The sequence below is a fragment of the Clostridioides sp. LIBA-7678 genome (assembly GCF_056716065.1).
The window spans coordinates 2,636,217-2,659,533 of record NZ_CP196987.1 but is presented as its reverse complement, the minus strand read 5'-3'; the positions used below and the strand labels follow the sequence as shown (position 1 = coordinate 2,659,533).

Genomic DNA, 23,317 nt, shown 5'->3' with positions numbered 1-23,317 from the left:
AAATGGATTTAAATATTATATTTGAATATTATTGTAAAAAATGTGAGGATACATGGAATAATTCAAGTGTTGAATTATCTGAGAATATAGAAACATATAGTAAAAATTCACAAAAAAAGAGTGAAAAAGAATTGGATAAATTGATAGATACATTATCAACTCACTTAAAAAAATATCCAAGTGATTTTGTATTGAGAAGAATGTGGGTAAAAAAAGGTGAGGTATTTTTACAAAACACATTAGAAAAAGACAATATTTTCAAGTTAGAAAAAATGGATGTTGAAGATAGAAAAAAGTTTTTAGGTATAACAAAACAGTTTATTAGAGATGCCAGAAAATTTGATGATGATTTGCCTATAAGTGATATTATGCAGGCTATGAGGAATGTGTGGATTTCAAATGCATTACAATTATTATTTGATAAAGAAGTTTATTATTCAAAAGCAAACTTTGCATATAGCATGTTATATCCATATACAGACAACTATTTAGACAATACAAATATAAATGAAATTGATAAAGTCTTATTTAATAGCTGGTTAGAAAAAAGGCTCTTGGGAGAACAAATTAAACCTAATAACTACCATGAAAGTAAAGTATCCCAAATGATTGATTATATTGAAAGTATTTATCCTAGAGAAAAATTTAAAGAAGTCTATGAGTCACTATTATTGATATTTAAAAGTCAAGTAAAGAGCTTAAAGCAACAAGATAGAAAAAGTAATTTGTGTGAAGAAGAATTATTATCTATTTCTATTGAAAAAGGTGGTTCATCTGTTTTAGTAGATGGATACTTAATAAGTGGTTTGATGACAAAGGAAGAAATAGAGTTTTGCATTGGTTATGGATTTTTATTGCAAGTATCTGACGATTTGCAGGATATAAAAGAAGATTTAAAATTCAATCATGAAACTGTTATGACAGAAACGATAAAAAATGGAACTTTAGATAAAATCACAAATAAATTAATAAATTTTACTATTGAATTGATAGATGGTTTTAAAATTAATAATAAAAACGAATCTGTAATAACTATGATAAAGAATGATTGCTTGATGTTAATCTTATTTTCTGTAGTGTATAATGCTGAATTTTTTTCTAAGGAATATATAAAAGAAATAGAAAAATTTATTCCATATACAATATCTTACTCATTAGAAATTAAAGAAAAATTTAAAAATGTAGATGTTTTAAATAATGAAGACGAATATAAAGAAATGATTGATATTATTTGTAAAGAGTAGCAAAAATAGTGAGATGTACAATACATCTCACTATTTTAAGTTTAAATAAAATGTAAAAGCTAATCTATTTAAATGCAGTGATAATACCATTATCGTGTAGATTTTTTATGATTGTAGCTGCGATGGGAAATCCAAATAATCCAGCTATTCCAAATAGTTGAGCTCCAACAAACATACACATTAGAGTTATTAAAGGGTATAGACCAATTTGGTGTCCTACTACCTTTGGTTCTAGTATCTGTCTAACTACAGTTATAATGATATATAGTATTAGAAGCCCTATTGCTAAGTTGATATTGCCATTAATTAATGAAATAATCATCCAAGGTGTCAAAATACTTCCTGTACCTAAGACTGGTAAAATATCAACAAGTGCTATTATGACAGATATAGCAAATGCATTTTCAACTCTTAGGATATTAAGTCCAATAAGTAGCTCTATAAATGTCACTGATAGTAGTATTGCATATGCTTTTAGCAGTTTTAAAAGAGCATTAATACTACTATTTTTTATATTTATTATCATAAGCTGACTTTTTTCTGGAAATTGTTTTAAGATAAAGTTTACTATTTTTTGATAGTCAAAAGTAAAGAAAAAAGAAGCAATCAAGGTAATAATAAGTTTTAGCATAAATGCAGGCGTTTTACTTGCAATACTTGCAATAGCATTAAGTGCATTTGTTGAAACAGAGGCGACTAAAGACATCATCGATTGACTTATATTATCCCAACCAAGTATCAATGCTAGGTTAACATTAGGTGTACTAGCATCTATTTTAGAAAACAGAGTATTTAGTGTTGGTTGTATATTTGATTTATATATTTCAGGAAGTCTAAAAAATATGTCACTTACACTCGTAAATATTTTTGCACCAAAACTAATTAATAAAAATATGCATAATCCATAAAAGGCTAAAAGTACTGTTACAGAAATAAATGTACGATTTAAATTCGTATTATTTGTAATAAGTCTTATAATAGGTCTTAAGATGGATGCAATTATAAAACTGATGACAAAAGGCATCAACAATGGTAATAAGAATTTTAACGCAATATATACAATACTTCCTATTAAGACAACATATGTAAACTTAATTATAAAATTCTTTTGCTTTTGAATGTCCATAATATAAAACCTCCAATGTATTTGATATTATTGTAAATATGGTCTTTTTTACATAAAATATACTACTGTATATTGATTATAAACTATAAAGCTTCTACAAAGTAAATAAATTATGTAAAATTTAGGTTAATTTTGTATAAAGATATACTTTTATATTTTACAATTGCTAACTAAATACTAAAAAATATTTTAAATAAACAATATGAAATTGTGATAAAATTAATTTATAAATATTATTAAATATAAGTACAATAGATAGCTTTTAAGAGGTGGTAAGATGAAAAATTTTAGAGATTTAGGTGGTAATAAAACTGAAGATGGTAGGACTGTAAAGTATGGTTTATTTTATAGGTCTGCAAAATTATCAAATCTAAGTAAAAATGATATAAAAATTTTAAAAGAATTAAATATTAAATATATATTTGATTATAGAAGTGACGAAGAAGCTCGTAAACATCCATCAACAATAATATCAAATATAAAAAACATAAGAATTCCAGCTATGAGAGAGTTAGAAGAATCAGAAGGGAATTTTGGTTCTATTGAAGATATGATTGATGGTTTGTTTGAAAAAGATGGTGCATTTAATATGTTAAACAATAGTTATTATAATTTACCAATAAGAAATCCATCTTATAAAAAATTGGTAGAGCTTGTAAAGGATTATTCTAATTTACCAATATTAAATCATTGTACAGCAGGGAAAGATAGAACTGGTGTAGGGAGTGCTATAATTCTTATGATTTTAGGTGTATCAAGAGAGAACATAATGAAAGATTATTTGAAAAGCAATGAATTTGCAGATAGAGAAATAGAAAGGTTTATTGAATATAAGCCTAGATTTAAAGGAATTCCAAAAGAAAAATTAAATTATATATTTGGTGTGAATGAAGAATATATGAAGACTGCTTTTAGAAGAATTGATGAAGAATACAGTAGTGTGGAAAAATATCTATATGGAGAATTTAGTTTAGATAAAGAAGAAATAAAAAAATTGAGAAATCAATATTTAGAGTAAAAGGTGATTTTATGAGTTTAAATATAACAGCAAGACAGATAAGTATAATAAAAATCCTGTTAAATTCTGAAGATACAATTAGTGGTCTTGCCTTGAGTCAAGAAATAGGATGCTCTTCAAAAACTATACAAAATGAAATAAAAGATATTAATAAACAACTTAAAAAAAGCAAAATTCTATCAATACGAGGAGTTGGTTATAAACTAGAGGGAAGCTTTGATGAGGTGAATTTAAATAGTAATCTGTACGATGATGTAGATAGAGTAGAGTATATAATCAGAAAAGTGTTAACCTTGAGTAATGAAGAAAAAAATACCATAAGGCTTGAAGATTTAGCAGATTCCATGTATGTGAGTGTTTCAACAGTAAAAAATGACTTAAAAGAAGTAAAAAGAATATTAGAAAAGTATTCCATTTCGATTAAGTCCAAGCATAAGCAAGGTATCTGTATTTCTGAAAGTGAAGATAGAATAGTAAATTGTATAATTGATTTGAGTAATAAGAGAGATAATCAATTGACTCTAAATGATTTTTTAAATGATGATATAAGAGAAAAAAAATTAATAATAAAAAAAATCTTATTAGATGTATTAAATGAAAATGGTTTGGTATTAACTGACATAGAATTTAAAAATGTGTTGAATAATATACTAGTTATGTTAAGTCGACACAAGTGCGATGAAAAAGAATTTATAGAAAGTTTTGTAGAAAATTATAGCAATAAAAGAAGTTCGATTTTGGAAAATGAACAAAATAAAGAAATTATAATAAGCTCAATAAAAACCTTTTGTAAAAATTTAAAATTAGCTACCTCAATAGATATAAGTCATGATGAGATATTTGAAGAATTTTTATATAAGCATATTAGTAGTCTGTGTAAAAAAATAAAGCTAGGTATAAATCAATCACCTATAATAGCTCAAGACATTAAAATAAAATATCCATTTGCTTTTGAGCTAGCTAGTATAGCTAAAAAAACAATAGAAAAAGACTTAAACATAGAAATCAATGAGGATGAGGTTGCAAACATAGCTCTACATATAGGCGGAGCTGTTGAAAGGGCTTCTTATAATAATAAAGATAAGGTTTTCAAGACTATAATAGTTTGCACATCAGGTATAGGGACATCAATGTTAATAAAGGCTAAATTGGAAAATGTATTTAAAGAAAAACTAGAAATATTAAAAGTTATTCCTTCATACTTAGTTGAATATATAAAAGTTATAGATGTTGATTTTGTAATATCTACTGTTCCTATTGAAATAGCAGATATACCAGTAATAAATATATCTCCTATTTTAAGTGAAAAAGAAATCAAATTAATTGAAAAATATATAGAAACAGGAAATATATATTTAGATTTAGATATAAAAAATCTTCTTGATAATGAATTATTTTTTACTGATTTAGATTTTAAAAGGAAAGAAGATGTTATAAATTTTATGGCAAGTAAACTTGTGCAAAAAGGTTACATAGATGATGATATGAAAAAATCTTACTTTGAGAGAGAAAAAATAGCTACAACTGAAATAGGAAATATGGTAACCATACCACATGGAGCAATTGGAAAAGTTTTTGAAAACAAAATAGCAATTGGAATATTGAAGACTCCTATTGCTTGGGAAATATCAGATGTTCGTTTGATAATAATGTTAGCTCTTGATAAGGATAAAATATTGGATTATGAAGTTATATTTTCAAATATATATAAAAGAGTAGATTCTATAGCAAAAGTTATAAGTATATGTGAAAATAGCAATTTTGAAAAGTTTGTAAACTTATTTAAGTAGAGAGATATCATATAGTATTGCATATACACTTGTAAGTTTGGATAATATAAAACTAAATAAAATAAAAACGATAAATTTCTCTTTTAATTAAGAGAAATTTTTTGACTTTCAGAGATATTAATATGAAGTTAAGATATAAACATAAAGTAAATAAATAAAAAGAGGTGGCAAGATGATTTATACAGTGACATTAAATCCATCAATAGATTATATAGTTAAACTAGATAAATTAAAGACTGGAAATACAAATCGTGTAAATGAAGAATACGTTTATCCAGGAGGAAAAGGTATAAATGTGTCTCGTATACTAAAAGAACTTGGAAATGATAATACATCTTTAGGTTTTATAAGTGGCTTTACTGGAGAATATATAATAAAAACATTAGAAGAAAAGAATTTGAAGACAGATTTTATAAGGTTAAAAAGTGGTTTTACAAGAATAAATGTGAAAATAAAAGAATTTGAAGAAACTGAGATTAATGGGCAAGGACCAAATATAGCTGATGAATATATTGACTTGTTGTATAAAAAACTTGATAAATTAAATCAAGACGATATTTTAATATTGGCAGGAAGTATACCTTCTACTTTAGACGAAAAACTATATGAGAATATAATGTCTAGACTAGAAGAAAAAAATATAAGAGTTGTAGTAGATGCAACTAAAAATCTTCTTCTTAATGTTTTAAAATACAAGCCTTTTCTAATTAAACCTAATAGTGATGAATTAGAAGAATTGTTTAATGTTAAATTAAACTCAAATGAAGATATAGTAAAATATGCTAAGAAATTAAAGCAACTAGGGGCTAAAAATGTTTTAGTCTCAATGGGTAAAGATGGAGCACTGCTAGTTACAGAAGAAGATGAGGTACTTATAAGTAATGTACCTAAAGGGAAAGTTAAGAATTCTGTAGGAGCAGGTGATTCAATGGTGGCTGGATTTATATCTGGATATTTGAATACTGGCAAATATGATTATGCTCTTAAATTAGGAGCAGCATCAGGTAGTGCAACTGCTTTTTCATATGACTTAGCTAAAAGAGAATACATTGATGAGTTGGTAAATGAAATATCTGTAAATAGATTCTAAAATATCTAAAAATATATAGAAAGGAAGTTAGGAATTATGAAAATTATAGATTTACTAGATGAAAAATCAATTAAGTTGAATTTAAAGTCAAAAAACAAATCAGAAGCAATAGAAGAATTAGTTGAATTAGTTGCAAACAGTGGTAATTTAAAGGACAAAGAAACTTATAAAAAAGCTATTTTAGATCGTGAGGAAATGAGTACAACAGGAATTGGAGAAGGTGTAGCTATTCCTCATGCTAAGAACACATCAGTTACTAAAGCTTGTATAGCAGCAGCAATATCAAAAGAAGGTATAGATTATGAATCATTTGATGGAAGCTTATCAAATCTATTTTTTATGATAGCTGCACCAGAAGGAGCTAATAATACACATCTGGAAGTGCTATCAAGATTATCTACAATACTTATGGATGAAGATTTTAGAAATAAACTTATAAATTCAACTTCTGAGAAAGAATTTAAGGAAATAATAGATAAAAAAGAAAGAGAAAAGTTCAGTGAGGAATATCAAGATGAAATAATTAAAAAAGAAAATATAGTAGATACTAAGGATAAAGATATTAATAAATATCCTCAAATTTTGGCAGTAACAGCATGCCCAACTGGAATAGCGCATACATTTATGGCAGCTGAAAGTTTAAACAAAATGGCTGAAAGCAAAGGAATATCAATAAAAGTGGAAACTAATGGTTCAGCAGGCATCAAAAATAGACTTACAAAAGAAGAAATAGAAAATGCAACATGTATAATAGTGGCAGCAGATAAGAATGTTGAGATGGCTAGATTCAATGAGAAGAAAGTCATAAAGACTAAAGTTGCTGATGGTATACACAAAGCAGAGGAACTTATAGATAAAGCTGTAAATGGTGATGCTCCAGTTTATCATGGAGGAGAGGCAAATCACAACGAATCAAATGAAGAAAATGAAAGTGGATTTAGAAAAGTGTATAAACATTTAATGAATGGTGTATCTAATATGTTACCATTTGTTATTGGTGGAGGAATACTTATAGCAATAGCATTTTTACTTGATGATTATTCTATTAATCCTTCAAATTTTGGTTCAAATACTCCAACAGCAGCATTTTTTAAGGGAATAGGAGATAAAGCTTTTGGATTTATGCTACCTGTACTTGCAGGATATATAGCATACTCTATATCTGATAGACCAGCATTTGTTGTAGGTTTTGTAGGAGGAGCTCTTGCAGGTGATGGTGGTTCAGGGTTTTTAGGTGCATTACTTGCAGGTTTTATAGCAGGTTATTTAGTAGAAGGACTTAAGAAGGTATTTAGTGTATTACCAACTTCATTGGAAGGAATAAAACCCGTATTATTATATCCTTTATTTGGAACGCTTTTGATGGGGATTATAATGACATTTTTAGTAATACCTCCAGTTACAGCAATTAATAATGCAATGGTTGGATTTTTAAATGGATTAGGAGGAACTTCAAAAATAGTTTTAGGATTGGTTTTAGGTGGAATGATGGCTGTAGATATGGGTGGACCTGTAAATAAAGCAGCATATGTATTTGGGGTTGCATCACTTGAATCAGGGCAATTTGAAATAATGGCAGCGGTAATGGCTGGAGGTATGGTTCCACCTCTTGCGATAGCTCTTGCAACTACATTCTTTAAAAATAGATTTACAAAAGAAGAAAGAGATTCTGGTAAAGTTAACTATGTAATGGGATTATCTTTTGTAACTGAAGGAGCTATACCTTTTGCAGCTGGAGACCCACTTCATGTTATACCAGCATGTATAGGAGGTTCAGCAGTAGCAGGAGCACTTAGTATGTTGTTCAATGCAGCTCTTCGTGCACCTCATGGAGGAGTATTTGTTATACCAGTAGTTACTCATCCACTTGGATATATATTAGCTATAGCTATAGGTGCTGTGGTTGGAATGATGCTTTTAGCATTACTTAAAAAACCACTAAATCAAGAAGCATAGTAAATAAAGATTATTTAATAATTAAAAATACTTTATTTTATAAAAATTAATATATTACTGAATTATCCTAGGACAAGGAATTCAAAAAAGTGAACTTTGATATACAAAGTTCACTTTTTTTGTAAAGTTATTTTAAGAGCTTATAATTTTTAACATGTAAATTAAATTTTATAACTAAATTGTTAATTATTGATAGAAAATAAATATAAATTTAACAAAATAGTATTAATTTCAAAAATAAATTACAAAGAAAGTATAGAAAAAAAGAATATTAGTGTCGAATTATATAGAGAAAAGCAATAAAAAACCTTTTCAAATTATGATATTATGTTTGAGTACACAAATATATAGAAAGAGGGAGTGTTATTTTTGAAATTAAAAAGTAAAAAAGTATTATCATTATTATTGACATTAGTTTTAGGGACAACAATGTTAGTTGGCTGTTCAAGTAAAGATGGTGAAGCTACAACACAAGATGATTCTCAAAAAGATAAAGGAATTTTAAATGTAGGAGTATCGGTAGAATATGCACCATGGTGTTATAAAGAAAATGATGAAAATAAAGGTTTTGAAATTGATGTATGGAAAGAAATATCAAAAAGAACAGGTTATAAAATAGAGTTTAAAACTGCTAAATTTAGTGGACTTATGGGTATGTTAGATGCTGGTAAAGTTGATACAGTAGCACACCAAATGTCAACTACTCCTGAAAGAGTAGAAAAATATGATTTTTCGGATACTTATGCATATAGTAAATATAAATTTATAGTGCCAGAGGATAGCACTATAAGTAAGACAGAAGACATAAAAGGTAAAAAGGTAGGTTGTGTTTTAGGTGGTAATGGAGAAAAAACTATAAGAGATTTAAATGAAAAACATAACTTAGGAATTGATATAGTTACATATGATGGAGTACCTATGGAAAAAGATGTAGAGAATGGAAGAATTGATGTTGCATGGCTTTCAGAGGTTAAAGCTAAAACAACTATAGAACAAGGTAAACTTAAATTAAAAGTTGCAGATATAGATACTGGTGTATATGAAGTAAATCAATATCCATTTAGAAAAGAAGAAAAAAGTAAAGCTATAATAGAGGATGTAAATAAAGCTATAAAAGCAATGCATGAAGATGGAACATTTACAAAATTATCTGAAAAATGGTTTGGCTTAGATACAACTAAGGAAAATTAATTGGAGGTTAATGATGCAAGTATTTGATTTTGGATTTGCAGCAGGTATATTTCCGTTAATATTAAAATATTTGACAGTAACATTTAAAATGTCTCTGTTATCTTTGGTATTGGGAATTATTGTAGCTTTAATCATAGCATTAATTGTAGATGCTAAAGTTCCTATTTTAAAAACAGTATCAAGAATATACATCTCATTTTTTAGAGGTACTCCTCTTGCTGCTCAACTTTTTTTCATATACTTTGGTCTAATACAATTAGTACCAGAACTTAAAACATTGGAAGCATTTTCAGCAGCAGTAATAGTAATTGGTTTAAATTCTTCTGCCTATTTTGCAGAAAGTTTAAGAGGTGCTATAACATCTGTAGATAAAGGTCAAATAGAAGCAAGTTTGGCATTTGGAATGACGTATGTACAAACAATGAAAAGAGTTGTCTTGCCACAAGCTATAAGAGTTGCAATTCCTCCTTTTACGAATACTTTTGCAGATATTATAAAAGGAACTTCTCTTGCTTTTACTATTGGGGTTACAGAAATTATGGCAGTTGCTCAATCAGAAGCAGCAGCAAGTTATAAATATTTGGAAGCTTTTACTTGTGTAATAGCAGTATATTGGATTGTAAATCTTATATTAGGCTTTGTTCAGACTAAGCTAGAAGAAAGGCTTAGTGAGGTATATTAATTTTATAGAAAGACTTATAAATTTGTATAGATATGTTTTGTTATTAAATATTACTGGAAAATTTGATTTCTAGTAATATTTTTTTGTAACTATAAAATGCTAATCAGAGATGTATTAGTTTTTATTTTGTAAAATTTGTAGATTCTATACACTAAATTTTGGTATGTGTTATTAATTGCGTTGACTTAATTATATAGTTATTTCTATTTATACTAAGTAATATAACAGAGTATTCATTACAAAGAGATATTTATTTTTTATGCTATTTATAATAAATAAACTTGATGATGGGAAAACTACTATTATTTAATATGTAAAGGAGTATTTTATATGAACGAGTCGTATTGGTTTTCAAATTCAAATCCAAAGGAATATAAAAAATTAGGCGAAAATATAAAAGTGGAGTGTCTTATAGTAGGTGGAGGTATAACTGGATTAACAACTGCATATTTATTAGCAAAAGATGGTAAAAAAGTAGCACTTGTTGAAGCTGATAAAATAGGATATGGAACTTCAGGAAGAAATACTGGTAAAGTAACTTGTCAGCATGACATATTTTATTCTAAGATAGAGAAAAAATATGGATTAGAGAAAGCAAAATCATATTATAATGCAAATAATGAAGCTCTAAACTTAATTGAACAAATAATAACAGATAATAATATCAAATGTGATTTTAAAAGAGAACCATCTTTTGTGTTTACAGAAAAAGAAGATACTATAAAGGATATAAAGGATGAATATCGTACATGTAAAAAAATAGGAATAGAGTGTGAATATCATGAAACTATAGAAGATATTCCATTAGATATAAAGGGAGCTATTAGTTTTACAAATCAAGGTCAATTTAACCCAAAAAAATATATTGATGGATTAGCAGAAATAGCAGTACACTTAGGTCTAAAAATATATGAAGATACACCAATAGTGGATTTAGAAAAAGGGAAAATATGTAGAGTTAAGACAAGAGAAGATAATATAATAGAAGCTGAGAATGTTATAATTTCATCCCATAGTCCATGGTATGATGGATTGAATTTTTATTTTGCAAAAGAATACGCAGAACGTGCTTATTTAATGGCAGCAGTTTTAGAAAATAAATTGCCAGAAGGTATGTTTATAAGTATAGATGACCCATCCATAACTTTTAGACAATATAATGATGGAAATGAGAACTTACTAATCTTTGGAGGAGGAGACCATAAAGTTGGTCAAGGAGGAACTGAGAAAGAAATATTTAATGACTTAGAGCATTATGGAAAAAAGGTCTTTAAGGTAAAAGATTTTAAGTGTAAATGGTCAGCTCAAGATAATATGAGTTTTGATAATGTTCCTTATATAGGTTACATTAATAAAAGAGAAAACAATATTTATGTAGCTACAGGTTTCTCTAAATGGGGGATTACTAATGGTACTGTTGCAGGAATAATAATAAAGGATTTGATAGTAAATAATAATTCAGCTTATAAAGATACTTTTAATCCATCAAGATTAGGCAGTTATTTCTCAAAGGATTTTATAAAGGAAAATGCAAATGTAGCAATGAATTATGTAAGTGGAAAATTAAAAATAGGTAGTGGAGATATGCCTAAAAATAATGGAGAAGGAAAGATTGTTAATATCGATGGGAAAAGATATGGTGTGTATAAGGATGATATGGGGGAATTTTATATTGTAGATACTACATGTACTCATTTAGGATGTGAACTGAATTTTAATAGTGAAGAAAAAACATGGGACTGTCCATGTCATGGTTCTAGATTTGACTACAAGGGAAATATACTTGAAGGACCAGCTCTTAAACCACTAAATCTTTATGGTTATGGCGATAATGATGTTAATCCTAAGCTATTGTAGACTTGTTTTAGAAAGGTAAAGTGTGTATGAATAAACTTTTAAAACCAATAACTATACTATTATATATAGTTTATATTTTTTCTGCTATATTTTTTGCAATCAACAAAGAATTAGGTAACATAGGATTAGTAGCAATAAGTTTAGTTGGTACTTTTATACTGAGTTTTATAAATAAGCAAAATCAAAGGTTGTTAAGTAAAGAGCTATATATAGTTCTTGCTTTATTTATAATGTTTTCAGCATTGTTAGGTACTTGTTTTAATTTTTATGATATAAATTATTATGATGATTTTTTACATTTATGGTCAGGAATAATATCTGCTATTGTGGCATTTTCCATAATCAAATATTTCTATACACAAAGAGATATAAGCAAAATGAGTAAAATATTTTTAATCATATTTGTATTTATGTTTAGTATGGGAGTAGCTAGTTTGTGGGAGATAGGTGAATTTTTAATGGATACTTTTATTGGTACTACTACACAAGCTGGTGGACTAGAAGATACTATGATTGATATGGTAGATGCTTTAATAGGTACAATTGTAACAATTCCTTTTATAATAAAAAAATCAAATGCATAGTTTCACAATTGATGATAATGGATTTAATTTTATTCATATTAGTTTTTAAGAAATTATATGATAAATTAAATCCATTTTTTGTTAGATATATTAGTATAAGAGATTGTATAATTTCTTATATTATGAAAATTAATTTGAAATATTTAAACAAGTATATAATTATAAAGACAATATTTTGCTCTAAATACATATATTCTACAAAAAGCATAATATAAATTTTGTTTTTTTGTTACAAAATGCAGAACTGTATAGGTATATATATAGATGATAAATATTCTTTGACATTTGACGAAAATTAAGCTCTTTTACTATTGTAATGTAAAAATTATATTTAATAATGTAAATTTTAATAAATTAAATAGTATGGTAGGTAGAATATTTTTTATATAATATTAATTTTGATGATACGAAAATTAATCATTGTATACATGTATATAAATAAATATAAAAAGTTAAACATAATAGGGGGAGAAAATGTTAAAAAAAATCAATTTAGAGAGTTGTTTTAAGCATGCCATAGAAAAAGGATATAACTATTTAGGTGTAGTTGTAAAAGTAGATGAAAATCACAGGGAGTTAATAATAAATACAAATAACAACTTTCAGAGTAAGCTTAAGTATTATAAGTTAGCTTATGATGAAAATTTGAATCATAATGTAGCAAATAATATGAGCATAACTGATTTTACATATGGAAATACTTTGGCAGATATTGAAAGTAAATTAAAAAAAAATTTTATATAAAAGAAAAAATATACTTTTTAATTTAACAAAGCATATTTTATATAGGGTATATTACCAAGTGAATAGAAAATATGTCCACTCAAAAAGCCACGCAATACCAACAAGTCTAATAACCTCAAATAAGCTTGTTAGCATTATTTAAATGCTAACAAGCTTAAGTATGCAAATCTAAGATATTTAAACAAGGAAGGTTTAAGGAATATGAATAAAAGTATAAATGAAGAAGATGTATTGAGCTATAGACCTAATTTAAAAGTAGGTAGATTTGATGATTTTGAATATAAATCAACAAAGTGTACAAGTGAATCTATTACAGCTGAGAATTATAAAACTAATATTTTAAAATCATTTGAAATGTATCATCCATCAAGTGTAGTATCAAAATTAAATAAACTTATATCATTATCAAAATCATATTTGAGTTTGATAGAGAATGATACATACCAAGGTAAAATCATGAAAAATTATTGTTTTTCCATTACAGAAAATGAACAAGACATACTAAAAGACGAAAATTTTAATAATTTATATGGTGACTCTAAGTTTGAAAGTTACTTAGAAATTTTAAATATAAAAGATGAACTATTGAATATAAGAAAAGTCTTTATAAATGGAATTTATACAACTAAAAAGAATGATTATTTATTTGATGATGTAGATTATTCATTTATTGATAAATTGAATCAATATGAATATGAAGATATTAATCATAATATAAATTATTTTTCTTTATTTTATGATGTCCAAAGTGCATTTATTTTATTAGAATACTGTAATGATATAGAAAAAATAGTTAAAGAGTTATATTTGATTGAAAATAATAAAAAAAGGCAACCAATAAATTCAGAAACTTATACTATTCTAAGCAAAAAGTTTAATCTTATAAATAAAACTATGAAAAATGATTTATTTAATGACAAAAGTGTTTATGGGAATATAGAGACTTCTTTACATAATTTGTTTTTAGCTAAACATGATGTAAATACATTTATAAATGGTTTTATGAATTTAGATGTTTTGAAAGATGATTCCAATTTAGTTAATGAAATAAAGGAAGATAATTTAAACGATATAGAAATTAGAATTGACGAACTGATAAGCGCTTGTATGTTATCTGTAATTTATAAAAGAGATATTTACAATTCATTATGGAATAAATCAAAAATAAGAGAATTTTTTACTAAATAACTTACAATAGAGAAAGATAGTTGGTATATTCAGAAAATGAAAAGTATTAATAAGGAAGGTGAATATGTGGCTGTTAAACAAAAAAATATTAAAAAGAAAGATAAAGAAGAACTTTATTCAAAAGCAGTAAGAATAAAATGTTGTTATTGTATTAAAAAAGAAGGCTGTTTGTATCAAGCAAGAAAGGAGTCTAGTGAAAGTTCAGGTTATATAACTTATTGTACATTAACCCCAAACATTCCTAGAAAACAACGTAAAAAAATAAAACGCTAGTCAAAGGAGAGAATATATGAAGAACTATTTAAAAAAGAGATTAAGAAACAAAGGGTTTTGGGTTTCTCTATCGGCGATGTTAGTACTTACAATTCAATCTTTTGGATATGTCGATATACTACCAAAAAATTATTCTGATACAGTAAATTGTTTTTTAGCTTTACTCACAGCACTTGGAATATTGAATGATAATTCTACAGAGAATAAGTGGTATTTAGATGACAAGTAATAGATTTTCTTAAATAGCTAATATATTTATATTCTAAAAAACTTTTCAAAAATATTTATAATAAAAATAAAGGAGAAAATATTATGATTTTTAATGATTTGAAGATACCAAGAGGTAGTTCTTTTGACCCAATGCAAGGAGTTAGATCTATAGACAATATAGATGGAGATGTTACAGAACTTGTCACAGTTGAAGGAGAAGTCAATGTCAATGTAATAGGGCAATATACTTTGAAGTATTCAGCCCCAGATAAATCTGGAAATGTAACAACAATAAATAGAACAATAACAGTTGTAGATACAGGTGCTCCTATAATAAGTGGTGCTGATGATAAGACTATAAATTTATTGGAAGAACTAGATTTAAGAGCTGGAGTTACAGCAATGGATGATATAGATGGGGATTTAACTGATTCTATAGTTATAGATGGAACAGTAGATAATGCTATACCTGGAGAGAATAATATTGTCTATACTGTAGAAGATAAATCTAAAAATAAAAGTGTAGTAAATAGAATAATAACAGTTGTTGATAATATAGCTCCTATATTATTTGGTGTTGAAGATTGTACTGTAGAATATGGCTCAACATTTGATTCAAAGGCTGGAGTTACTGCTAATGATAATATAGATGGAGATTTAACTTCAAAGATAGTAATAGAAGGAGTAATTAATACTTCTATTTTAGGAGAACAAATATTAACATACAAAGTTACAGATGTAGCAAATAATGAAGCAAGTGATATAAGAAAAGTTACTGTTGTTGATACTGTTAAGCCAGTGTTTTCAGGTATAGATGACTTAACATTAAATTTAAATGAGAACTTTGATGCTTTAGAAGGGGTAACAGCTGTAGATGAAGTTGATGGAGATTTAACAGATTTAATAACTGTTGAAGGTGGAGATTTAGTTGATACATCTGTTGTAAAAGAATATCAAGTTACTTATAAAGTATCTGATAAATCATCAAATGAAACTATAGCAGTTAGGCTGGTATCTGTAATAGATAATATACCTCCAGTATTAACTGGTGTTGAGGACAAGACTATAGAAGTAGAACCAGTGCCTAAAGAAGAAGTTTAATAAATAGTATGATAGAGGTGAAATTATGAGTAACTTTAATGTCACTTATAGTGCTGGTGGGAATTTAGATAAAATAAAAAAAGTTGGAAATATAGAAGAAATAAATAACATAGAAAGTATAGATAAAATAGATAGCCTATCTGAAATAGAAAAAATAGAGACTCTTAAAAATATTGAAAACTTGGAGCAAGTTAAAAGCGTAGAAAAACTTGAATCTGTTTCTAATATAGATAACCTCAATGAAGTTAATGTAGTAAAAGAAATAAAAGCGATAGGGAGTATACGAGGATTTGCATCAAAAACACAACCATATAATTATATGAGGCTAATAGAAGTTCCAGCACTTAGAGGAGTATTTGAAGAAGAGATAGTTTTATCTCCATCTGAGGTTGAGATTCTTGCTATATCTGTTACATGTAGTGGATATGGAGAAAATGACCACTATAATTTATATTTTAATGGACAATTATGGTTTAAAGATTGGTATTTAGGAGAAGTAAAAGAAGGTCTTTTCTTAGGTTCATCTACATATGTATATCTAGCACCTCCAGATTCAAGAGTAGTTTTAAAATTTCATAATGATAGTGGAACTTCTAAGAAATTATGGTTTGGGATAAGAATGTTAAAAGACCCAGAACCAATTTAGGGATAGAAAGGAAAATTAAATATGTTAAGTAATGAAATAAAAGACTTTGTATTCCATGAGTTTAAAACAGATGCAGATAGTTTTGTAAAAGATTTAGCAAATGTTTTAGCCTTAGGAAATTATACTAAAGAAGTAAAAGATGTATCTGGAAATTTAATGAGAAAGTCATTGCCTTCAAAAGAAGATTGTTGGAATATAGTATATCCAAATCCAAACTTTAAACTTATAAAAGATAGAGAAGTCTCTTCTTTTGATGAGGTAAATGCAAGAGAATATGAGATAATAACTAAAGATCAAATTTCTAAAATAACTGATTCTGTTGTTGTAAGAGCTGTTACAAGACCAGTTGATAGAATTACTCAGCAAACAATAAAAGTTGGTTCTGATGAAGTTTCAAAATATGGACTTTTGGATGAAGCTATAGAAGAAAATGCAGTTATGTATATGGAAGTGTACTTTCCAAAGTATTTATGTGATACAGAATTGGATGACCCTACTCAACAACGAGATGGAAAAACTGTACCAAAAGTTGTAAATCTAAAAACTGGTGAGAAAGATGCACAAGCTAGAAACTATCATAACTGTTATATGAGAATTTTTGATAACCCAAATAAGGATTATTCTGGTCCAGCAGAAAATGTTATAGATATGGTAACTGGAGATATAGCTGAATTTAACTCTGCTTCATCTGAATGGTGTAAACTATCTTGGTTTACAGACTTTGATGAAAAATTTAAATCTGAGCTTGGTATAACTGGATCAGATGCTCTTTTAAGAATTCCTATTACATCTTCTTTAAACAATAAGACTAAGATAAGAGTACTTGCTAATATACATCCAAATAGAGTACTTATAAATGTTACAGGTAATCCAAATGTAGATTATGAGGATAATAGATATTTAGTTGGTCAAGCATATATAGGCTCTATTGACAGTTTTGATTTTGCTAAAAAGGATATAGCTGGAAATTTTGGTATATTTGCAACTTCTTCATCTGTACCTTCTATACCAAAGTTTAATATTAAGTACAGTGAGCCTTTCAATGGAGTTAATACACTTGGCACTGATGGTGGCAAAACATCAGGAAAGGCTGTTATATCAAATGCAGGTGCTAAGTCAGCGTGGGTAAATATAGGTACATTTCCTTGGTTAAATAATTCACTACTTAGTAATAGACCAGCAGATACTGTAATAAAATATACCTATAATAGAAGGGATATACCAAGAGATTTTGGATCAAACATTGCAGGTGGGAAAACGACTATATATGAACCTAGTTTACAAGTTACAATAGGTGCATCTGTAAACAATGAATTTGCATCTGAGTTTGGATTAATGAATCCAAACGTAAAATATAGTGGCGGATATGGAATATCTTATATTACACCTAATGCAAGAACATCCATATCAAGAGAAAAAATTACTTTTCCATCTGAATTGCCAATAACTATAAATAAACCAATAGTAAAGGATATGACAGTGGAAGTTCAGGTAACTTATAATGAACAAGACTTATACAACTATATAAGAAAATATGTAGCACAAAATGATGGAAAAGCTCTCTTAAATGACTTAAGTTATTATATCTATGGTTCACAAGATGGAATGGTTGAAAAACCAATTTATTTTTATCTAGGTTTTGATGAGGTAGAAGAAAGAACTACTCAAGAAGGTGGTTCAAATAGAGATAAGTATGGGAATCTTGTAGATATAAAATACCATCAGACTTATGGTGTACATACAGCAAATGGAACAACAGATTTTGCAATGTATAAGACAGATTCTGCTGACTATTTCCAAAGTCACTATTTTATGTTCTCATCAACAGAGCAATTCATGAAAAAACATATGTATGGCAAATCAGTTTATACAAACGAATACTTCGCAGATAGAATAAAAATTGTCCATAGTGCAGAAGGTGTTCGTGGAGCTTTATCAGGTATGATAGTGATAGATGCTGAATCACTCTTCCCATTTGATGAATTAATAGTAAACAAATCTTTTGAGAAATACGAAGATAAACCAGAAGAAACATATATATACCTTCCATTAACTACTCCTTATACTCCTTTTGCAAATTCTCCAAATGAAAGATACGGTGTTGGAATATTAAAAGAACTTAAATATAATGAAAGTAATGATGATTCTAAGTGCGAAGCTGCATTAAGAGAAATACAAGATATGTATAAAGATATCTATTCTTGTACAAACAATACAGAATCAGTTTATTTTGCTGATAAAACAAATAATGGATTAGAAATAATCTGGGATTCTTCTGACATGAATATAGTAAGTTTTTCTAAAGGAGCAGATGTTGAAGAACCTACATTAGAATTAAAAATATCTCCTGAAAACCCAACTATAACAGTTGGAGCAAAAAAAGCTCTTTCCCTACTTGAAGGAGAAGAAGTAGTAGTGGATGATAAAGTAATTTGGATTTCATCAAATGAAAGTATAGTTACTGTTTCTCAAAGTGGAGAATTGGCTGGAATAAAAATAGGTGGAGCCGTTATAACTGCTAGATATAAAAGCAGAAAAGTCCAAACTGAAGTAAATGTAAATTCTACAAATGAGGTGGATGAATCAGATTTACAAGAGGAACCTGTTATATAAAATATGATTAGAAATAGAAAGGATGAATATTAATGTTAGGTATAATTAATAGACCAGATTTCTATGAAGGAGATAAGGAAATATATTTATCTGCTAACGTGAAATCTGGAGAAGTCTCTAAAACTAAAAAATTTAAGGTGCTTGTAAAAGCATCAAAGCGAACTGATTTGCAAAGTATCCTAGAGGATATAGGAAACATATCTATACCAAGTATAGTTACAGAAAATCTAACATTTATACAAAAAGGTAGTTGTGGTTCAACTATAGTATGGTCATCTTCTAGTCCGAATATAATAGGACAATCAGGAAGAGTAACAAGACCTGTATTTGGAGAAGCAGATGCAAAAGTTACTATAAATGTTATTGTATCAAAGGGAAGTGTAAGTAGAAGTAAAGAATTTAAAGTTACAGTACCAGCATGGACTCAAGAAGGTGAAGTTGAATCTGCAGCTAATGCAATAACTTGGGAACTTATTAGAAATAAAAATTCTGATATAAATAAGGTTACAACTGATTTAATACTTCCAACTACTATAGGAAATGAAATAGCAATAACATGGACTACAAGTAATTCTGCTTTTCTAAGTGATAAAGGGGTAGTCACTAGACCTGCATATAAAGATGGCGATAGTATTGTATCTGTTACAGCAACTCTTACTAAGGGTGAACTTACATCTATTAAGACCATAACTAATATTAGAATACTTAAACAAGACCCTACTAATCAAGAAAAGGTTGATGATTTTGTAAAAACTTTTGATTTTGCTTCATATATTGCACCAAATAAATCATTAACAGAACTTAGCAATAATTTTACATTACCTGCTAAAGTTGAAAATATGTCATTAACTTTTTCAGCACTTGATAATGAAGGTGAAGATTTAACATCAGCAAATATAAAATTAGAACTTGATAGTCAGTCTCTTTCTTATAAAGCTATAATAGTAAGACCTAGTTCTAGCACTGGTGACTTTAGCTTTAATTTAAAAATAGAAGCTAAAATCACTGTCTTATCAGGAGAAGAAACTTCAGAAGAAATTAAGGCCTCTAAGATATATTCAGCTAAGATATTAGCTATGATTGAAGAATAGATGATTGCAACTTTTAAGTTTAGCACTGGCGTTTTCGTCAGTGCTAATTTTAAATATAATCTTTCTGGAGATGAAAACTCTATAAGTTTATTTTATAAGATAGAGTGTGAACACGCAGAAAGCAATATAGGCAATACTTTGTTGAGGTTAAAAAATGATATAAAGTCAATGAATATTAGTAAAAAGCAGAAAATTTTTATAAAAAGTAAGAAGTCTTTACAACCAATATCAGTTAAGAATATCTGTATAAATAAAATATATAAAAAGCTATATGATAAAAATAGTGATGAATGTATAAGTTTTTATAAAGGTCTTAAGGAATTTAGAAATTTTAATGATGCATTAAAGTATTTAATTAGAGAAGAGCAATATTTAGATAAATCAATTATAGAATATCTACTATTTGTAGAATATAAAGATACTAGAAATAAAATTCAAATAAATAATGATTATAATACATTTCGGACTAATCAAAACACATTATCTTTCCAAGACAATATAACAAAAGTAAGTAATATTGATAAGTATCTAAAAAATTATGATTATGAGGATATGATAGGCACACCAAGTAAACAAATTTTTGGAGACAATATAGATGTAAATATAAGTGAAACAGAAAATGATACATACATACTTGATTTTGGAAAAAATATTAGAGACTTAGACAAAAAAATAAATATAAATGATTATATAAATCTTAAAAGTTCAATAAATAATAAAATCTTTATGGAAAAACCAAAGTTGGTTGAAGGTTATACTGAAAATCTATCTATAGATTTACAAAAACTTATAAAAGATGGAGATTTGAGGAATGTTTTTATTGAAGAAAATAAAACATCTACATCAAATTCTTCATCTAATATATATGTTAATTTGCCCTATTTTATTGATATGCCAAACATGTCAGAGATTTTAATAAATGAGAATATAAAACTGAGAAATAATTTTAATAAACAAATACTTATAGAAGATAAAAAGTATTTATCAAAGGGATATTCAAGTAAAATACAAACATTTTTAGAATCTAAATATAAATTATATAAAGGTGAAGATTATATAGAGTTATATAATTTACTAGACAATATTGAAAAAAACATAGATGGTAGTCTTCATGTTGTAGATAATATTAAAATTTTTACACATGCAGGTTCAAATATTCAAATATATGAGATACTCGATAGTTATGATTTTATAAAAGGAAAGCCTACATTTAATTTATATAACCTAGGTATGAATACAAGAAAGGCTGACAATCGAAAAATTTATATTTCTAGTACAGATTTATTTTCCAAATACTACAATCCAAAGTTTGATTTTAAAAATGATGAATATAACTTATTAATATCAAAATCTAACAATAAGGAAACATCAATAACTGAGCATGAGTTGTTTGGAAAATATCAAGAGGGTAATTTGTATCTTATTGACTCAATTATATCACCAGAATATCTTTCAAAATCTTCATTGTATGTATTTGAAAACTATATATATAAGCTATTAGAAAGTAGCAAATATACACTTCTAATAAATAAAGAATTTGAAAAAGGAACAATACAAAAAAATGACTTTAAGATATTTTATGATTCAAATCTGACGAATTTTTATAAAGAGGGTAATTTATTAAGTATTCCAAGTTGTATAGACGAATTATATAAATGTAATACTAATCTCTATAATATGTATCAAATTCAATTTGGAATAATAAAAAAAATTAAAGGTGTATCATCTAATGAATCGCCAATTGAATTAAAATTTTCAAAGTTACCTACATATAAAAATAATGATGGCTTCTTTGGAGTTGCAACAGAATATTTTCCTGAATTTGTGGTTATTGATGGAAGTCAAGATGAATTGATTCTTCCTAAAAACGGTTTTGATTATAATATATATAAAGATAAGATATTTGGTGATAACCTCATAATATTAGATAAGGACAAGTATGTAAAAAAATATACACAAGCAGGAAACCAAGTAATTGAATTGCCTATAGAAAATCCAGTAGATTATTTTGCAAATATAGCAATAGATGTTATAAATATTGATGTTTCTGTTATGAAGTATGTTCTTGACACACTATACAATCAATGGAGGCATAATATTTATAGATATGCTGGTATAGAACCTGAAAAAGCTATAAAAGATTTAATAGATTCAACCATGAAATATATAGGTGAAAAATACTATTGGGATAGATGCAAAATACCACATCTTGAAAGAACATTGAAACTTTTCTTGTGGTATGCAGAAATGAGTATATTATGTAATTCAGAGTATGAAGTTGTGTATATAAGAGAAGATTGTGAGATTGATTATTCTAAAAAAACGCTGGGAAATTTAGAAAAAAATATACTATATATTGATAACTTAGTATTGACCGATGATTTTGTTTTATCAAGTCAAGAAAAAGGCGTAAACTCTGGGTTAAAATTTAAAGTTAATCAAGAATTTGATTTACAATTAAAATTTAAAGCTTATATGGAAAATAGTGGCGTGTTAGAAATACATATAGGAGAAGCAATTTATACATTTTTAGGAGATGAAAAGCCCTCTTATAATATAGATTTGACAATTCCAAAAGAAATTAAAGAAGTAGAAATTTTGTTTTTTTATGATAATGAGGAATCTTTCATAGATATAGCAGTTTTTAAAATAAAAGATATGTTCAATAAATCTGTTAATATAAAGTATCTTGGAAAGCTTGGAAAAACGAATAAAACTGTTGAATATTTGATAGATATGTTAACTATTGCAGGTGAATCTATAGAGGATACACAAGTTAAATTGGCAATTCAAAAATCAGTACAAGTTGCATATGCACTTGATACATTTAAAGATTACATGTTTAAACATCATGATAATAAAGAAAAAGGTAGACGAAGAGTAATCAGGAAATAACAAGTATAAATTACTAAG

General features: G+C 27.1%; 19 protein-coding genes. 18 read left to right on the top strand and 1 reads right to left on the bottom strand.

Going from position 1 to position 23,317, the window contains the following annotated elements; genetic code table 11:
* Positions 1 to 2: 2 nt before the first annotated feature.
* Positions 3 to 1,244, top strand: coding sequence for a flagellar protein FliS (locus tag ACTG46_RS12700; protein ID WP_479922941.1), 1,242 nt, complete (start codon positions 3 to 5; stop codon positions 1,242 to 1,244).
* 64 nt (positions 1,245 to 1,308) lie between these two features.
* Here ACTG46_RS12700 and ytvI read toward each other — a convergent pair whose 3' ends face one another.
* Positions 1,309 to 2,370: a sporulation integral membrane protein YtvI gene (gene ytvI, locus ACTG46_RS12695; protein WP_074178357.1), complete on the bottom strand. Its 1,062-nt coding sequence runs from the start codon at positions 2,368 to 2,370 to the stop codon at positions 1,309 to 1,311.
* 277 nt (positions 2,371 to 2,647) lie between these two features.
* Between ytvI and ACTG46_RS12690 the strand changes: the two genes are divergently transcribed.
* From ACTG46_RS12690 to ACTG46_RS12610, 17 genes are all read left to right on the top strand, one after another.
* Positions 2,648 to 3,388, top strand: a complete 741-nt coding sequence (locus ACTG46_RS12690) for a tyrosine-protein phosphatase (RefSeq protein ID WP_479922940.1) — start codon at positions 2,648 to 2,650, stop codon at positions 3,386 to 3,388.
* Between the two features lie 11 nt (positions 3,389 to 3,399).
* Positions 3,400 to 5,178, top strand: coding sequence for a BglG family transcription antiterminator (locus ACTG46_RS12685; RefSeq protein WP_479922939.1), 1,779 nt, complete (start codon positions 3,400 to 3,402; stop codon positions 5,176 to 5,178).
* 172 nt (positions 5,179 to 5,350) lie between these two features.
* Positions 5,351 to 6,268: a 1-phosphofructokinase gene (gene pfkB / locus ACTG46_RS12680; protein ID WP_479922938.1), complete on the top strand. Its 918-nt coding sequence runs from the start codon at positions 5,351 to 5,353 to the stop codon at positions 6,266 to 6,268.
* A 36-nt stretch (positions 6,269 to 6,304) separates the two neighbouring features.
* Positions 6,305 to 8,224 (top strand): PTS fructose transporter subunit IIABC, encoded by a 1,920-nt coding sequence (locus tag ACTG46_RS12675; RefSeq protein ID WP_479922937.1) that lies wholly within the window; start codon positions 6,305 to 6,307, stop codon positions 8,222 to 8,224.
* A 369-nt stretch (positions 8,225 to 8,593) separates the two neighbouring features.
* Positions 8,594 to 9,415 carry a transporter substrate-binding domain-containing protein gene (locus ACTG46_RS12670; RefSeq protein WP_479922936.1) on the top strand — a complete coding sequence of 274 codons (822 nt, stop codon included), beginning with the start codon at positions 8,594 to 8,596 and terminating at the stop codon, positions 9,413 to 9,415.
* A 13-nt stretch (positions 9,416 to 9,428) separates the two neighbouring features.
* Positions 9,429 to 10,097 (top strand): amino acid ABC transporter permease, encoded by a 669-nt coding sequence (locus ACTG46_RS12665; RefSeq protein WP_167640607.1) that lies wholly within the window; start codon positions 9,429 to 9,431, stop codon positions 10,095 to 10,097.
* 330 nt (positions 10,098 to 10,427) lie between these two features.
* On the top strand, positions 10,428 to 11,954 hold the full coding sequence (locus tag ACTG46_RS12660) for an FAD-dependent oxidoreductase (RefSeq protein ID WP_479922935.1): 1,527 nt from the start codon (positions 10,428 to 10,430) through the stop codon (positions 11,952 to 11,954).
* Between the two features lie 26 nt (positions 11,955 to 11,980).
* Entirely contained in the window at positions 11,981 to 12,538 is a 558-nt protein-coding gene (locus ACTG46_RS12655) for a DUF2238 domain-containing protein (RefSeq protein ID WP_054270820.1), read from the top strand.
* 474 nt (positions 12,539 to 13,012) lie between these two features.
* Positions 13,013 to 13,282 carry a hypothetical protein gene (locus ACTG46_RS12650; RefSeq protein WP_054270819.1) on the top strand — a complete coding sequence of 90 codons (270 nt, stop codon included), beginning with the start codon at positions 13,013 to 13,015 and terminating at the stop codon, positions 13,280 to 13,282.
* Between the two features lie 201 nt (positions 13,283 to 13,483).
* Entirely contained in the window at positions 13,484 to 14,470 is a 987-nt protein-coding gene (locus ACTG46_RS12645; protein WP_054277068.1) for a hypothetical protein, read from the top strand.
* 66 nt (positions 14,471 to 14,536) lie between these two features.
* Positions 14,537 to 14,743: a hypothetical protein gene (locus ACTG46_RS12640; protein ID WP_054270817.1), complete on the top strand. Its 207-nt coding sequence runs from the start codon at positions 14,537 to 14,539 to the stop codon at positions 14,741 to 14,743.
* A gap of 16 nt (positions 14,744 to 14,759) precedes the next feature.
* Positions 14,760 to 14,972: a phage holin gene (locus ACTG46_RS12635; RefSeq protein ID WP_243192633.1), complete on the top strand. Its 213-nt coding sequence runs from the start codon at positions 14,760 to 14,762 to the stop codon at positions 14,970 to 14,972.
* An 83-nt stretch (positions 14,973 to 15,055) separates the two neighbouring features.
* A complete protein-coding gene (locus ACTG46_RS12630) occupies positions 15,056 to 16,054 on the top strand; it encodes an immunoglobulin-like domain-containing protein (RefSeq protein WP_479922934.1) in 999 nt (332 codons plus the stop codon).
* A gap of 25 nt (positions 16,055 to 16,079) precedes the next feature.
* Positions 16,080 to 16,700 carry a glutamate-rich protein 5 gene (locus tag ACTG46_RS12625; RefSeq protein WP_223153159.1) on the top strand — a complete coding sequence of 207 codons (621 nt, stop codon included), beginning with the start codon at positions 16,080 to 16,082 and terminating at the stop codon, positions 16,698 to 16,700.
* 21 nt (positions 16,701 to 16,721) lie between these two features.
* Positions 16,722 to 19,313, top strand: coding sequence for an Ig-like domain-containing protein (locus ACTG46_RS12620; RefSeq protein WP_479922933.1), 2,592 nt, complete (start codon positions 16,722 to 16,724; stop codon positions 19,311 to 19,313).
* A gap of 32 nt (positions 19,314 to 19,345) precedes the next feature.
* Positions 19,346 to 20,404 (top strand): immunoglobulin-like domain-containing protein, encoded by a 1,059-nt coding sequence (locus ACTG46_RS12615; RefSeq protein ID WP_479922932.1) that lies wholly within the window; start codon positions 19,346 to 19,348, stop codon positions 20,402 to 20,404.
* Positions 20,405 to 23,299 (top strand): hypothetical protein, encoded by a 2,895-nt coding sequence (locus tag ACTG46_RS12610; RefSeq protein ID WP_479922931.1) that lies wholly within the window; start codon positions 20,405 to 20,407, stop codon positions 23,297 to 23,299.
* Positions 23,300 to 23,317: the final 18 nt, after the last annotated feature.